The organism is Prevotella sp. P3-122 (assembly GCF_002251365.1).
GTDB lineage: Bacteria > Bacteroidota > Bacteroidia > Bacteroidales > Bacteroidaceae > Prevotella.
This window is the reverse complement of sequence record NZ_NPJH01000020.1, coordinates 27,001-42,329: the sequence shown is the minus strand read 5'-3', so window position 1 is coordinate 42,329 and position 15,329 is coordinate 27,001. Positions and strand designations below refer to the sequence as shown.

The 15,329-nt window shown below is 45.1% G+C and carries 14 protein-coding genes; 9 read left to right on the top strand and 5 right to left on the bottom strand.

The genetic code is table 11. From position 1 onward, the window contains the following. Together CIL02_RS03645 and CIL02_RS16250 are read right to left on the bottom strand one after the other, a co-directional pair. On the bottom strand, positions 1-2,607 hold the full coding sequence (locus CIL02_RS03645) for a protein kinase (protein ID WP_094399152.1): 2,607 nt from the start codon (positions 2,605-2,607) through the stop codon (positions 1-3). 28 nt (positions 2,608-2,635) lie between these two features. Beyond that, a complete protein-coding gene (locus tag CIL02_RS16250; RefSeq protein ID WP_170935006.1) occupies positions 2,636-2,806 on the bottom strand; it encodes a hypothetical protein in 171 nt (56 codons plus the stop codon). 453 nt (positions 2,807-3,259) lie between these two features. On the opposite strand from CIL02_RS16250, the gene CIL02_RS03635 reads away from it, so the two are divergent. Both CIL02_RS03635 and CIL02_RS03630 read left to right on the top strand, forming a co-directional pair. Next, complete coding sequence (locus CIL02_RS03635; RefSeq protein WP_094399148.1) at positions 3,260-3,439, top strand: helix-turn-helix domain-containing protein; 180 nt, start codon at positions 3,260-3,262, stop codon at positions 3,437-3,439. Between the two features lie 213 nt (positions 3,440-3,652). Next, positions 3,653-4,273, top strand: coding sequence for an HU family DNA-binding protein (locus tag CIL02_RS03630; RefSeq protein ID WP_094399146.1), 621 nt, complete (start codon positions 3,653-3,655; stop codon positions 4,271-4,273). Positions 4,274-4,338: 65 nt separating this feature from the next. Here CIL02_RS03630 and CIL02_RS03625 read toward each other — a convergent pair whose 3' ends face one another. Both CIL02_RS03625 and CIL02_RS03620 read right to left on the bottom strand, forming a co-directional pair. After that, complete coding sequence (locus CIL02_RS03625; protein WP_094399144.1) at positions 4,339-4,848, bottom strand: hypothetical protein; 510 nt, start codon at positions 4,846-4,848, stop codon at positions 4,339-4,341. After that, the gene (locus tag CIL02_RS03620) at positions 4,845-5,219 is read right to left on the bottom strand and encodes a hypothetical protein (protein ID WP_141210113.1); all 375 of its coding nucleotides are present in this window, start codon (positions 5,217-5,219) and stop codon (positions 4,845-4,847) included. The genes CIL02_RS03625 and CIL02_RS03620 overlap by 4 nt, the downstream gene beginning before the upstream one ends. Before the next feature lie 470 nt (positions 5,220-5,689). On the opposite strand from CIL02_RS03620, the gene CIL02_RS03615 reads away from it, so the two are divergent. The 7 genes from CIL02_RS03615 to CIL02_RS03585 all read left to right on the top strand — a co-directional run bounded on the left by CIL02_RS03615 (position 5,690) and on the right by CIL02_RS03585 (position 12,787). Then, complete coding sequence (locus tag CIL02_RS03615) at positions 5,690-6,820, top strand: site-specific integrase (protein ID WP_094399140.1); 1,131 nt, start codon at positions 5,690-5,692, stop codon at positions 6,818-6,820. Between the two features lie 5 nt (positions 6,821-6,825). Continuing rightward, positions 6,826-7,971: a site-specific integrase gene (locus tag CIL02_RS03610; protein ID WP_094399138.1), complete on the top strand. Its 1,146-nt coding sequence runs from the start codon at positions 6,826-6,828 to the stop codon at positions 7,969-7,971. Between the two features lie 1,153 nt (positions 7,972-9,124). Continuing rightward, positions 9,125-9,832, top strand: coding sequence for a hypothetical protein (locus CIL02_RS03605; RefSeq protein WP_094399136.1), 708 nt, complete (start codon positions 9,125-9,127; stop codon positions 9,830-9,832). 161 nt (positions 9,833-9,993) lie between these two features. Beyond that, positions 9,994-10,329 carry a helix-turn-helix domain-containing protein gene (locus tag CIL02_RS03600; protein WP_094399134.1) on the top strand — a complete coding sequence of 112 codons (336 nt, stop codon included), beginning with the start codon at positions 9,994-9,996 and terminating at the stop codon, positions 10,327-10,329. A gap of 15 nt (positions 10,330-10,344) precedes the next feature. Further along, a complete protein-coding gene (locus CIL02_RS03595; protein ID WP_094399132.1) occupies positions 10,345-10,797 on the top strand; it encodes a helix-turn-helix domain-containing protein in 453 nt (150 codons plus the stop codon). After that, on the top strand, positions 10,794-11,897 hold the full coding sequence (locus CIL02_RS03590; protein WP_094399130.1) for an AAA family ATPase: 1,104 nt from the start codon (positions 10,794-10,796) through the stop codon (positions 11,895-11,897). The genes CIL02_RS03595 and CIL02_RS03590 overlap by 4 nt, the downstream gene beginning before the upstream one ends. Positions 11,898-11,899: 2 nt before the next feature. Continuing rightward, positions 11,900-12,787, top strand: coding sequence for a toprim domain-containing protein (locus CIL02_RS03585; protein ID WP_094399128.1), 888 nt, complete (start codon positions 11,900-11,902; stop codon positions 12,785-12,787). Between the two features lie 582 nt (positions 12,788-13,369). Here CIL02_RS03585 and CIL02_RS03580 read toward each other — a convergent pair. Further along, positions 13,370-14,788 carry an ATP-binding protein gene (locus tag CIL02_RS03580; protein ID WP_094399126.1) on the bottom strand — a complete coding sequence of 473 codons (1,419 nt, stop codon included), beginning with the start codon at positions 14,786-14,788 and terminating at the stop codon, positions 13,370-13,372. Positions 14,789-15,329 lie beyond the last annotated feature (541 nt).

Genomic DNA, 15,329 nt, shown 5'->3' with positions numbered 1-15,329 from the left:
TTAGAGTTTGATGTTTTCGCAACCAGGGAAGAGGTTTAGGAATGCTTGAGCATTAGCTGGACGTGCAGGAGCAGCAGCTTGCAGTCCGGCAACAATTGCTTCAATGAAACCAACGGACAATCCTTCTTTTCCCATGAAGAAACGTAGATCGCCGTCCTCGTCACTATGATATTGTATTGGATGTGGGCGACGTTGGGTTGCCAAATTATATAGAGTTGCAGCAAGGGCAAATATATCAGGCTCGCTTCCAAATGTTATCATAGCGCCATCTGGTCTCATTTCTGGTGCGGCATACTCGCTTCTTCCATGCACTCCTTTTCTGTTGATGATGTCACCCTCGTTATCATACTGTTTGGCAACTCCAAAGTCTGTCAATACTGCTACACCGTTGTCGTCAACGAGAATGTTTTCTGGCTTAATGTCCAAATGCAGAACCTTACATTTGTGGGCAATGTGTAAGGCCTTGCAAATAGGCTTGACCACATTGTTTACAAGCATCTCCTCAGTGAATTGTGTTCCAGAATGCTGCAGGTCTTCCAGGGAACCAGTGTGATAGAAAGGCATTACGTAATAAGTGGTTCCTGTATTCTCGCTTTCGAATAACTCCTCTGCTGGTACAATATGGCTGTCAGGTGTATTGCCAAGTTTATGCATGATTTCTGCTTCCTCACGGAATTTTTGTCTTTCAACATCTATATCGAAGCGAGTATTCTCGTTTGGAACAGCTTTCATATTCTCTCCCTCACGATGGTAGTCTTTGCACGGGAAGAATTCCTTTAGCACCACTTCCTTTTCTTCTCCTGTAACGAGGTTTTTCGCAGATGCGCTGTAGGCATAGCCAAAGCTTCCATGTCCAAGGAATCTGTGAATTGTATAGACTGACTTGTTACCTGTTAGTTTAAATCCTGTAGGAAGTTCGCCTGTAATATCATCGTCAAATCCATCTAAATCGGTTTTCCCCTCAATCTCCTTATACAACTTCAAACCAAGAATTTGGTCCTCTGTTATTGCCTCTGGCACCATCTTGTCCATTCCGTAAGGATGTAGCTGGCGCAAAACGTATGGCTTGTTCAACTGTTCAAGTAACCATTTCTTGTCAAATCCATTCTGTATCTCAAAAGCATAACCATCCTGGAAAAATGCAGATCCATTATCTGCAACAAAGAGACGTGGTTCCAATCGTCCACGAATATTTGTAATCAAACAGTCACATGACAGGTGATATGCTGGAGCGAACAAGGATCCAATTCTGGATTTCTTTATGCCGTTCATCCAGACTGTCTCATACATGTTGTATGTTCTCTTTCTGTCGATGACAGCCAGCACCCTCTCGTCCTCAGGAACTCTTGCCAAAGAGTATGCTTTGCGTTGCATCTTCTTTACAAGACTACCCAATGTAACGATTTCGTAACCGTCACGTTCCTCAAATTCTGGTACAACCAAACTTCGAAGATAACTTTTCTTCTTCACGTCAGATACACGCAGAATGTCAGCAAAGTCATCGTCAGATAGCACCATAGGTATAGGATGACTTCGAAGCATAGGATGGGACAGGTCATAGAAACGAATCTTTGACTTCATTGCCTTTTCCTTCTTGGCATTGACGAGTACTGCAACTTCTCCGAAAGGCAAAAGCACAATCGTTTCAATCCAGTCACGCTTCAATGCTTCTTTGAACTCCGGTGACTGCTTCTCGAATATGTCTTTTGGAGCAATGATGCCAGCAAACTTGCCGTTATCTGTCAAAGTGTCGAAACATTTTGAGAGACAGAAGTCAAATGCCGATAGCCCGTTTACATACCCACGGTAAGTTGACATTACGTAGTCGAATTTACCGGCGTCAGTCCATTTTGTTGAATCTCGTTGAGCATAGTGTTCATTGCTTCCTCCCATGCCATAGTTGAGTAGTCGTGCAACAGCAAACAGTTTGTCGTTTGCATTGCCGTCAGCATACATGTTTCCACTTGCATTCATGGCAGCTGCAGCAATGGCGCAACCGGCAAACGGATTATATATTTTACCTTCTCCGTCATAATCCAGCAATGTACATAACGCGTATGCAACCTGCAAGCGTGGACGTTCCGGCTGCAACCCCGATTTGACAAGCATGTGGTTTGCGATTTGTAGGAAACACTTGGAGAGCCATTCCATTGGCGCATCAATCATGACTTCTGCCAAGCATATCATCGCATATTGTCTGTGGGCCTTGTCGCAGGCAGAGTTGTTGGAATGCTCGTAGAGAATACCGATTCTGTGATGATATTCCTCGTTGACTGTGAATGTGTCATAGTAGTGGAACGTATCATAAATATCCATGAGAGTTGGATTTATATCTCCCTCGATGCTGAATGTTGTTCCGCCATTGGCAATCGCTGTCTTTACTCTTCTTTTGAGTGATGGGTCAAGCCGAACCCAGTCATAACTGATTATCTCGCTCAATGAGACTTCACAGAACACATGTGCAGAGTCGTCGTGATTGGTGCTTAGTTTAATCTTATCCTGAGTTGCCAACGCCAGCATCAATAGTGGCATCAGCGTGTCAGGGTTATACTGATAGTAGTTCTCCACTGCATCATGGAGTCTGCTTGAAAACTTGTCTGTATCCATAATGTTATAGGAATTTAGGAATTATCCATTATTTACCCATGTAACCGTACATGCCATTGACATCCTTATGGTGATACCAACTCTTACGGCTCAACCATGTGAAGCCGTCGTTCTTCGTGATGACAGCAACGTCAACCGGGCCACCTACGCCTTCCAGCCGATGTGACCATTTCTTCCATACTAAACGTATCGATACCAATGTTTACCTCGTGGAGTATTCGACTTGAAGCTTTCTCCACGTTCCCACAAGGAAGTATAGCCATTGCATTGAAATTTTCAAGATCATCGTTGGGTATCTTGCTGTGGTCAAACGCAAGTTCGGGGAGTTCGTCCAACAGCCTTTGAAGGGTTCGCCACCCCGTTCTATGGTCAGAACTTTTCGGGGCTCTTTTTGCGTTATGACCAAAGCGTCAGCAGTGACGGCCTGTCGAGGATGTTTATACTCATAACTCATAATTTGCGCACTTTATTGATTTTCACAGTATGACAAGTGCAAATTTACTGTTTTTTTCTGAAACAAGTGAGAATAATTGCAATAAAATGAGTTTTCTTTTGAGAAAAAACCGAAAGAAAGTGCCTAATTTTCAATAAAAAGCAGTAACTTTGTCATCATATATTAAAAATTGCATACGATGGATAAGAAAATAACCGAATTAAAGTTGTTTTGGCAGAGAAGCAGAAAACGAACAAGTGGTTGGCGGAACAATTAGACTGTGTTCCAACAACTGTCTCTAAGTGGTGTACCAATGCGTGTCAACCACCAATGGAAACATACATCAAAAACTCAAAACTGCTTGATGTCGAACTCACAGATCTTGTGAGATTAGAATAGAAACGAAGACCCTGTTTAGCCCAGATGTCTTGCATGAACAAAATGCGTTATATCATGAAGCAATATGATTGTTTCAAGTTGTGATACTGTCGTTTCAAACCATGATACCATCATTTCATGCTGCGTTCCGATTGCAAGAACAGGGAGAAAGAGTTAATAACTCTACTTAATCAGGTTGTAAAACCTAGGCAACAAACTTGTTAAACCGTAGTTATGGCAGAATACATCAAAAGAGAAATGCCGGACATGAACGGCACAGGAGAGCGGAAAGCTTACTACAAGGTCAAAACCTATAGCAATCTCAGCTCCGAAGACTTTGTCAAGAAGATATGTTACCCTGGTTCAGGATTGAATCAGGGCGATGTGGCTAAAGTCATGTGCCGTATGGTTGATGAGATGAAACGTTGGCTTGCCGAGGGTCATACCATCACAATTGACGAACTTGGCACGTTCAGTCTCTCCATTGGCGTGATGGACGATGATGAGGTAGAGGACTTTGATGGCAACGGAAAGAAAGTTACCGCCAAGCGCATTGGTGTTCGTGGTGTCAACTTTCGTCCGGACAAACAACTCGTCCGTGACATCGGTCGCAAATGCAAACTGCATAAGGGATATGAATCCCCAAACAACCGTTCACCATACACTCGCGACCAACGCCTGAAGATGGCACAAGATTACATTGCCGAACACCATTTCATGCGAGTCCATGACTATGAAGCAATGACCCTCCTCCCTCATTCCACAGCCGCCAAAGAGCTCCGTGATTTCTGTGTGCAGCCAACTGGCATAACATCAGAAGGACGAGGGAATACGAAGGTGTATGTAAAACGATAATACTCATTATATAAATTATGTTTTTCTTTGGTGCTGATTTTCAGTTAATTACAAATAGATGAATTTTATTTGCTGAAAATTTGCGGTTGCAGCAAGTCAGGGATGCCGTCACCGTTCACGTCCAAAGGTGCATCATGGCGAGTGAAACGGACATCTTTTGCTGACATCGTGAGAGTCATTGATTGGCCCGTCACATTCATTGCCAATTCCTGTAATACCAAATGGGCGTTGAAGTCAGCCACAAACTCCGTTTCATCTTCAAACGTAGCCGACATTTCCATTTGCCCGGCTGATTGCCCCACGGCCACATCAGAGTTGCCCGTATAGATGTAAGTGTATGATGGCCATTTGCCAGACGTGCTGAAGCCCTGAGCGTAGAACCGCGACCCATCGGATTGCCAAACCGTGAATTGATGGCATTGGCCATCCCTTACATCAACCATCAACAACTCAACGTCATTGACGGCCACAAACAAGGCCGTTGGTGGCGTTGTTTCGCTATTTGGTAGTGTCTCATCATCCGAGCATGAGAAAAGGCCACAGAGGGCAAGCAAAAGGGCAAATCGGTGTTTCATTTGGCTGCAATAATCTGGAGTAACTGATTTATCTGTTTGTCTTTTTCGGCAAGTTGGTTGGCCAACAGTCGCACGGCATCCGTATCGTTTACTGTGGTATTGCGGTTGTTGGCCACATTGTTATTGCCGACAACAGCCGCCCCATCAGAGGCATACATTGAGCCAACCCCACGCATGAGCCATTCAGCACTCACAGATGGATACGTTTCCAAGAACTTTGAAAGCAGCCCAGCAGACACGCCACGGTTGCCATTCAAGATGTTGCCAAATGTGCCAGCGTCCACGCCTAACTCGCGACTCATTTCTGCCTTACTTTTGCCACTTTGTGCCCAAAAGTCATTCATTTTGCCAATAATTTCTTTTTCAGTCATTTTGCTCTTAATTTGTTGTTATACAATGCTTTAGGTTGTATTAGACGGCACGGCGGCAAAAATTTCTTTCGTGTATTAACATAGTTTAACAGGCAAAATGAATGTAGTTATCTTCAAAATGCCTATCTTTGCACCCAGATATGAGTGAGTAACGAAGTATCAGGCGCACAAAGAAAGCCGTCGAGCCATCTTTAGCACAACCGTACAAATCCACCGCAAAGATACGACGGTTTTTCTTTTCCGCCAAAGGTATACGTGTTAAAGTGAAATGGCGTAAATGAGAGAGGAAATTTATAAGTAAGTGCAAACAAAAGCCTTTATTTATAAGGCATTGCATAGAAGCGATTTTGATTTGTTTTTGGTGGGGTATAGGTTATTTTTTGTTATTTCTGCTATTTATGTTACTTTTTTGTTAGTCGTTATGAGCTATTTTTTGTACCTTTGCATACGAAATAAAGCATTGGCAGAGAATGGCAAGAACAAAAAAATCAGAATCGGTACCTGTCCGCATCCGCTTCAAGCAGCTTAAGGACGGCAACCAATCCATATATCTGGATATCTATACCGACCGCAAACGCAGATATGAGTTTCTTAAACTCTTCCTTGTCCCTGAAATATCGCAGGAGGCAAAGGAGAGGAATGCCAACACGCTCAAGGCTGCCAATGCCATCAAGGCACAGCGTATTCTTGACATCACCAACAAGAAGCCGGCGACAATCCTTTCGGACAAAGCCCGGACACCGCTGATAGAATGGCTCGATGAATACGCTGAGTCCGGAGAGAAAAAAGGGCGCAGAGCCCTTGTCGATCATGTACACGCAGTATCAGTGTGCCTGAAGGCTTATAATCCGCGGATAAGATTGTATGAGGTCGATAAGGACTTTCTTCAGGGATTTATAGAATATCTCGGCACCCGGATGACGAGATTGACAAAAAAGCCGCTGGCAAAGAAAACCATATCCGGTTACTGCGGATATATACGGGCGGCCCTCAACTATGCCGTGGATCTGGAAATTCTTGGCGACAATCCTTTATTGTCATTCGACTGGGCTTCCATACAGGGGGAACGCAAAAAACGCGAGTATCTGACCATTGAAGAGGTGCAGACGCTTATTGACACTCCATGTAGGAGTCCAAGGGTGAAGACGGCGTTTCTTTTTTCTTGTTTTTGCGGGCTACGTTACAGTGATGTCAAAGGACTGCGTTGGAAAGACGTAATCGAGGAAAACGGCAAGACTCATTTGGAATTGCGTCAGCAAAAGACGGGGAAGGTAATCTACCTGCCTTTGAGCCTACAGGCGCAGAAGTTCATGCCGGGAGAGAAAGGAAATCCTGACGATGCCGTCTTTGATGTCCCCACGCTGAGCGATTGCGACCATGTGCTGAAAACGTGGACTTCCAAGGCCGGCATTACCAAACGGGTGTCCTATCACGTGAGCCGTCACGCCTTTGCGACGATGACGCTGACAATGGGCGCAGACCTCTATACCACCAGCCAGTTGCTCGGACACTCGGATGTGGAAACGACCCAGGTGTACGCAAAAATCGTGGACAAAAAGAAGGTGGATGCAGTTTATTTGATTGACAGACTATTTGATTAAGAGATATGGGCAGACTGAAGAAACAGGTGGTGATGAAGGAACCGATAAGGCTCCGGGAGCAAGTGCTGAAAAACGGCAACCGTTCGCTGTATCTGGATATATACCATAACGGCAAGCGGACTTACAAGTTCCTGAAGTTGTACCTTGTGCCGGAGACCGACACACCGTCAAGAATAATGAATGCCAACACGCTGGCACAAGCGAACGCCATCAAGGAGGAAATGATACTTGACCTTACCAACCGTATTGCGGGCATAAAGGACAAATCACACAAGGCCCGGATGCCGTTCTGCGCATGGATGGGCATTTATGCCGAGAATGCGAAGAAAAGCTGTGCGGAATCATCAAAAGCGTGGATAGACCGAACGGTCAAGGAGGTCACGGATTATGATTCTGAGACTACACTTGCCGATGTGGACAAGGAATACCTCACGAGGTTTATGGAGTACCTTGTCAGCCGTTCCGCACATAATACAGACCGGAAGAAAATGACAAAAAGCACCGTATTCCTGTACCTGTGCTATGTCAGAGCTGCGCTTAACTATGCGGTACGTGAAAGCGTGATACCCAAAAGCCCGTTCAAGGGAATAACCAGAGCCTCGCTGTCCATCAAAGAGCACAAACGCGAGTATCTGACCGTAGAGGAGATAAAACGGCTTATCGCCACTCCCTGCTGCCGTGAGGACATCAAGGGTGCGTTCCTGTTCTCCTGTTTCAGCGGGCTGCGCATCTATGACATCATGAATCTCCATTGGAAAGACATTGTGAGAACCGCTACCCACTGGCAGGTTGAGATAATTCAGTACAAAACCGGTGTCGAGCTGTTTCTGCCGCTGAACATGAACGCCCGGAAATGGCTGCCGGAAAAGCCGGAGGACGCCACGGCGGAGGACAGGGTGTTTCCCCGGCTGACAAGAAACTACGGGCAGAGCCTCGGAACGTGGATGGAGAATGCCGGAATCACGAAAGACATCACTTTTCACGCGGCGAGGCACAGCTTCGCAACGCTCTGTCTTACAGCGGGTATAGACATTTACACTACCAGTCAGCTGCTCGGACATACCACCATCCGGCACACCCAGCGTTACGCCCGGATTATCAATACGAAGAAAGACGAAGCCGTCTCGTTGTTTGACGGTGTATTTGAATGATTAATTAAGTCAGTCGGTCAGAGGGCGTATATATTTAGAGTGACTAACCAAAATGTTGCAGGCGGGCTATCAAGGTCAGTCAGTCAAGGGGTGTATATATTTATACCGACCGAACCATCCTTTCACTTATTGCCGACATTTCTGTTGAGTCTACATCTATCATATTTGAAGGGTCGGATTAAATGTATGTAGTTTTTGGGGAATCAAACTTGTTTATGATAATGATTTCAAACGACATTTCTTTACTGTGAGAAATTTATATCTTACACGTGTCACGCAAAAAAAATATCCATTACGTCCCAATCTGGATTATAAGGAAAAATTAGAGTACATTCGTTATCTATTTGTGTTACACCTCATTTCTGAAACTGCCAAAGTGTAAATATTACCGTTTTGCAGAGATGAAAACACAGCTGCTACATACCCTTATAAAGCCACATATATGACGGGTGATGGCTGATTTATAATAAAGAAGCCTTGGATGTATTTACCTTTGTGAAATGAGATTTTTGCTTCCTAATGAATCGTATTTAACGATTACCGCTTTAATGCAGGTTAAATTTCAGTGATTACTTTCATTTACATAACGATTGTTATGTAAAATTTCGTATATTTGCCACCGGTTCCTGATGAAGGACGGATTCGCAGGCAACTGAGACCTGCAAGACAGCAGCCGCAATGCCGCAGTCTGAAGACGGGATCCAGCTGATAAATAACTATAATAATATGAACTTCAATTATAATCGAACAGGTCAAGAACTTGATACATTTATTTTAATAGATTCTATTCTTTCGGAAATTTCTTCATATAAGATACATATTTCAACATGCCAACATTAAGAGAGCCGCGTTCATACATACAATAAAAACAACAATGTTGTTCGTGTGAACATCAAGCGCAGAATGAAGTTAGCTTATGAAGTAAGCTCATCTATAATGAGTAGATTATATAAGAATGTCTGACTGAATACAGATACAAAAAGTCCTCAAGGTAGATACTTTGAGGACTTTTGCTTTTACAAATTATTCATAAACAACATCCGAAGTATGGAAGTAAATCCATTCATCCGAAAACTTATTCCTTTTTTTTACAGGGAAGTTTTCACCCCGGCCCGTAAATGGTGATGCAGGACTGGACCACCTGCGCCAACTGTTGCTGGAAGCGCACAGAGAGTATCAGGATTATGTAGCCACAGGCGTAATGACGCTACGGGTGTTCGCCCTGCAGTTTATCGACGGTCATCATTATGCCGAAGATGAAGATGCTGTGGGCAAGAACATCCACCGCAAGGCGTTGGGTGCGATCGGCATCCTCCTGTTGGAGCGGACAGACCTTGTAAAACGATTCTTCACCCGGCCTTCACTGGAAGCCCCGGACATGGATAAGGTGATATTCCTTGTCTATACGGAACGTCGTGATGACGGAAAGCAAAATCCGGGAACATCCGGAACCGCCTCCGTGAACCGGGTGCAGGAACAAAGACTCTCGTGTGCAATCCGAGCCGAGGATATGCCACTGCTTGCTGACTGCGCCAATGACGCAGGCTTCTTCCAGAAGAAAATCACAGTCCAGGAAATGAACGGCCTGATGCATGGTACACTCACCACTCCGTTGGTGGCAGTAAATCTTATGGGCATCGCCTATTTCTTTGACTGTCTGAGTGCCATGAACCTTGTCAGCCGCTGCTGGCAGACCGTCCTTGAGCGTAGCGGCTCCATCCTGCTGCAAGGGAAGAACAAGCCGCAGGCACGTTCCAATTTCTCGTCCGCGCTCAACCGTGCAAGGAGCAACGGCATCTTCAGCTACAAGAACGACATAGACATTCTGATGAAGCATATACGTGAGAAATATGTCCGATAGAGAACCGAAATCCTGAGTGACAGTGCTATTTTGAGTGATACTTTGCAGGTGTCACTCAAAATATTGCTTTCAACGCCCTATTACATTGTTACTTTGCAGCCGAAAGCTTTCAAGACACGGGGCGACGGCTCTGAAAGTGGAATCAAAAAAACAAAGTAACAATGAATGAACAACAGACCATCACAGATACCCAATGGGGAGAACGGTGTTCCGTCAAGCTCGACAAATTGCTGTCGCGCGTTGACCAGCTCATCGGTATGCTTTTCCATCTGAAAGGCACGTTCACGGTCGAGGATGCAGCCCTGTATCTCGGCATCACCTCAAGCCATCTTTACAAACTGATGCGCAAGTATGACATACCCCACAGCCGTCCAACCAACGGACGTATTTTCTTCAACAAGGAAGATCTTGACAAATGGATAAGGTCACACATGGTCATCGAGCCGGAAATAGGTATGCCCGATGGGTCGGAGCAACCGCATGAATGCTATTATTAACAAAAAGGACAGTTTATGACATCGGAATTTATAGCCACCCTACAACGGGTGGAGAACGTGAGCCATCTGCTCTCCAAGATGGGAGAAAGCACGGTTGACGAAGCGGTGCAGCGCATCGAATCCATCTGTGCCTTCATGGAGCGTTATGGCGACCTCGGCGAGATATTCGAGCATTTCAAGGAACTGGAGTCCAAGCTCTTCATGTGCCGTGAGATGCTGACCGTCGAAGAGGCGGCGGAATATATAGGGGTATCGAAAAGCCAGATATACCTTATGACTTCCAACAGGGAGATTACCCATTTCAAACCTCGTGGAAAATTCATATACATAGAGCGAAAGGAACTTGATGACGTGCTGCGCCGCAATGTCATCTACTCCAAGTATGAGATGAGCCGCAGGGCGGCGGCTGAGACCATGATGGAGCTTCCCAAGGGGAACCGTAAGGCCAGGAAAGGAGCGGAGAAATGAAGATAGAAGAAATCCCGTTCGACAGGATATTCCCGGCACCGCAGGAACTTACGCCGCAGGAAAAGGCCAACCGGGAGAAATTCAAGAAATTCCTCGAGTATGTCAAAATCCGTGCCACCGACCGTTATGTATTCCCGCCGGAAATACTGACGGTCGATGAGATTACGGTGGCGACAGTAGGTAATTTCAGTGCATCCGTGGGCAAGCCAAAATCGAGAAAGACATTCAATGTGAGTGCGATAGTGGCGGCATTGCTGTCAGGGAAAGAAGTGCTGCATTATCGTGCCAAACTGCCAGAAGGCAAGACAAAGGTGCTGTATATAGATACAGAGCAAAGTCGCGTGCATTGCTTCAAGGTGCTTCACCGCATACTCAAAATGTCCGGACTGCCCTCCGACTGTGAGGTGTCGTCATTGGATTTCCTTATGCTCAGGGAGTTCACGCCACAGCAACGCCGCAACATCATAGACTCCGCTCTGGAAGTTGATGATAAGATTGGTTTTGTTGTTATCGACGGCATCCGCGACCTTATCAATGACATCAACTCTCCCGGAGAGTCCGTTGAGATAATCAACGACCTCATGCGGTGGACCAACATGTACAATATCCACATCCATACTGTCCTGCACCTTAACAAGAGCGATGACAATACGAGAGGCCACATCGGTACAGAACTGAACAACAAGGCGGAGACCGTGATGAAAATCATCAAAAGCGAGATAAATCCTGATGTGAGCGAAGTCCGTCCGATGATTACCAGGGAAAAGGAGTTCTCAAACTTTGCCTTCCGTATCAATGAAGACGGTTTGCCGGAGGATATACCGGGATTCAGCAGCGATGAAGAGGAACGGGTGACATTCGAGAATATCACCGTATCGCAGCACAAGGAGATTCTTGACAAGGTATTTGCCGAAGGTCCGGTCAAAGGTTACAATACGTTGGTCGGCAAATTGCGGGAAATGTATGCGGAAACCGGCTATAGGCGTGGACGTACCTCGTTTGTGATGTGGTTGAAGCATCTTATGTCAAAGGGCATCATCGTCAAGGATAGCCGTGAATACAGATATGAGCAGAATAAATTAACGGAGTTAAGAAATTGAACATGGCAGTGAATTTCGGAGAAATCAAGCGAATCGACATCATCGGTTATCTTGAAAAAATAGGCATACGCCCTGTACGCAATTATCAGACATACGTGCTTTACCATGCCCCGTACAGGGAGGACCGGCATCCGTCGTTCAAGGTCAGCCGTAAGAAGAACCGCTGGTACGATCTCGCTACAATGCAGAGCGGTGACATCATAGACCTTGGCAAGATGATGTATAATACCAACGACATCATGGAGGTAATCCGGCATATCCAGAACTACACCACGGCGGAGCTTGTCATCAGGGAGCGGATACCGTCTGAATTGCAGGATGAACGAGCCGGCACATTTCGGGATGTGACGGTAAAGCCGCTTACCAATGACAAACTTCTGTCCTATATTGATTCCAGAGGCATAGACAGTTCAGTTGCCGTGGAGTTTTGTAGAGAAATTCATTTCTCGCTTGGCCATCGGCACTATTATGGTATAGGTTTCGGGAATGTCCTGGGCGGCTATGAGGTGAGAAATCCGTTCTTCAAAGGAACTGTCGGGCAAAAGGATGTGTCGCTCATACAAATGGGCAATGGCAATGAACTGTGTACCATATTTGAAGGGTTTATGGACTTTCTGTCTTATATGACCTTATGCCGCCGTTCGGATTTCACACCCTTTGCCGAGACAATGGATTTTGTGGTGTTGAACTCCGTTTCCAATCTCCGCAAGGCGATGAAATGGCTTGCCCCTTATCCGACTGTCACCTGCTGTCTTGACAATGACGATGCCGGGCGCAGAGCTGTGGATACTCTCAACGAAACTCGTGACGGAATACATGACGCTTCGGGAGTCTATAAGGGCTACAAAGACCTTAACGACTTTCTTCGTGGCAAGCGTTTTTGTCCCTGACTTTTATTCTCAATACAGATACAACGATTCCCTGTTTTACTTTTCCACCAGAAAAATAAGACAGGGAATTTTATGTTTATAGAATTGACTTCAGGACAATTTGGGGTAAAGTTTGGGGCAATTGAGATTGGAAACTATGGGGAACCGCATCAGTTCTCCAAATTCTGCCGCAATCAAAATTATCGCACACCAATACGAATCATACCAATACACCCAATCCGGTTTTTTACTTGGGTAGCGCTTAGGTGGTACTTGGGTGGTACTTAGGTGTTGCTTAGGTGGTGCTTTTCCAACCACTACCCTTGTATAACGAAATACGACCCATCAACCCCGCTGTCGGCATGAAATTCATGCGGATTTACAAACAGGAACGGACACATAGTATCCATTATTTTGTTATTGCTGGGTAACTGCTGGGGAGCTGTCGGGTAACTGTTGGGTAACTGTTGGCTTGCCCCACAGTTTCAGTATAAGGAATACATTCATATAAGTCCGTTGTCAGCATGAATTTCAAAGTCGGGATTCACATACTACAAGAAATAAGTCTGTCAGTGTCATAGTAGTCTCCGTCTCTATCGGTTATTATTCTATGATTTCCCAATAACCCTTTCTATTAGTTCCGACACGGCGTATAGACCCTGATTCTTTCAAAAACTGGATGTAATATTTGGCCATGCGTTCAGAGAATCCTGATTCTTTTGATAATTGTGGGATAGTTCCCCCGGGAAACAAACGGAGCACTTTCAAGAATTTTTCGATGCTATCTGAGTTTGGGGCAGTTTGGGGCAGTTTGGGGCAATTTGGGGCAATTTGGGGCAATGATTCCGTTGCCCCATTCTCGATACCGTAGTTCAGATTATAGAGCGTCAGCGTAAAATCATAACTGTCGGAATAGAATTTCGGATGCAGTTCTTCCCGATAGTTGGTTTGCAGGCTATAATCCTGACAGATTTTCTTGAAACCGCTGCCCCGGCGTTCCATATATTTGAGGCGGCTGAAAATGTCTGCAAGCACAGGGTTACGGCGGCGCGACTTAATGCTCATGATGTCACAATCCTGAACAGGTTTGTTTTCGTACATTCCTCCGGGAGAGGAAATCTCTATGCGGTTGTCGAAGATGTCAATGTGTACCTCGCCGCCGATTTCAATGTAAGACCTGTGTATGAGAGCGTTTACCAATCCCTCAAGGATGCTCTCTTCAGGATATCCGGGTAATTCCACACGCCCATCCGGGGTCTTGTACCACATCTTTTTTGAATTGCGGCGGCAGAAATCCAGTCCTTCCTGTAACAAAATGACAAGGCTACCTGAAACTTCCGTATCATCGAGGGCATCCATTATGCCGTGTGCCTGGTCGAGGCCGTTCCAACGGGTACAGAATATCCGAGAATGTCTGACAGGGCTTTCGTCTGCCAGCAACGCACCAGCGTTGGTCAACCGTCCGTCCGCGTTCACGATACCCCATGATTCGTAATCGTCATCAGTAAACTCCTTACCCGTCCTGGCATGGAAAACGGAACGCAGTTTTGTGAATGCGTAATTCTCAAACTTATAGCCCGACAACAAACTGTCATACGACTGGTGGGAACCACGTAATACCAGCTCCCTGAGCATATTGGCAGTCGCCGGAACACTCTCATTACCGATACGGCAGAATGCAATCTGCTGTCCGTCGCCCATATAATAATATGGGGTTATGGTTCCCGGTTCGATACGGACAATCATCAGTGTCTTTCCGTCCACCTTCTCGAATGAGAGCGAGAATTCCGGTACCGGATCAAGTTTTGACTTGACTATTTCGCTGAATTTCTCGGAAACGTATTGCGGATCTTCCAATCCAATCACAGTATCATCATCGGCCACGCCAAAAATCAGAGAACCTCCCCGCCCGTTTGCGAAGGCGGAAACGCTCTTGCACCAGCTTTTCGGCTTGTTTACCTCAAGCTGCTGTTTCTTGTCGTAATCGGTAGTCTCTCCGATTATATGTACGAGGTCTATCATCTTTTAATTGAGAATTTGGTTGCAAAGTTAGCAAAAATAATCCACAAAATCTTGATTTACAGAATAAAATTGATGAAAATGGCTAAATTAAGCAACGATACATTTGTTTTGATCCCCATTTAGAAACTATTTTGGAGATAGAATCTGTGATAAAATAAATTATCGCCAAATATTTAACTGAAAAATATCACTCTTTATAAAAAACGGAATATTTGACAAAAGCGGACAAACAAGGGCTGTATTCACGGCATTTTCTCTATTGTTTTACTTTAGCGCATCCTATATGCGCCCGGAATAAAGTAAAACGATGAGAGGTTGTTCTTGGTGCTTCAGTGGTTAAAAATACTACATAATCATACTGTGATATAATCATACTCTATTTGCGGTTAAATTTCATTCAGAGTATGAAAGTAAGTTTGAAATCAGCGTCTTATACTAATTACGGTTAAGAAAAGAAGATTTGTCAGGATATAATTTTCACGCACATAATCTTCAATGTTACTTTGCGGAAAAATTAAACTCAAACCCAATTAAACGCAAA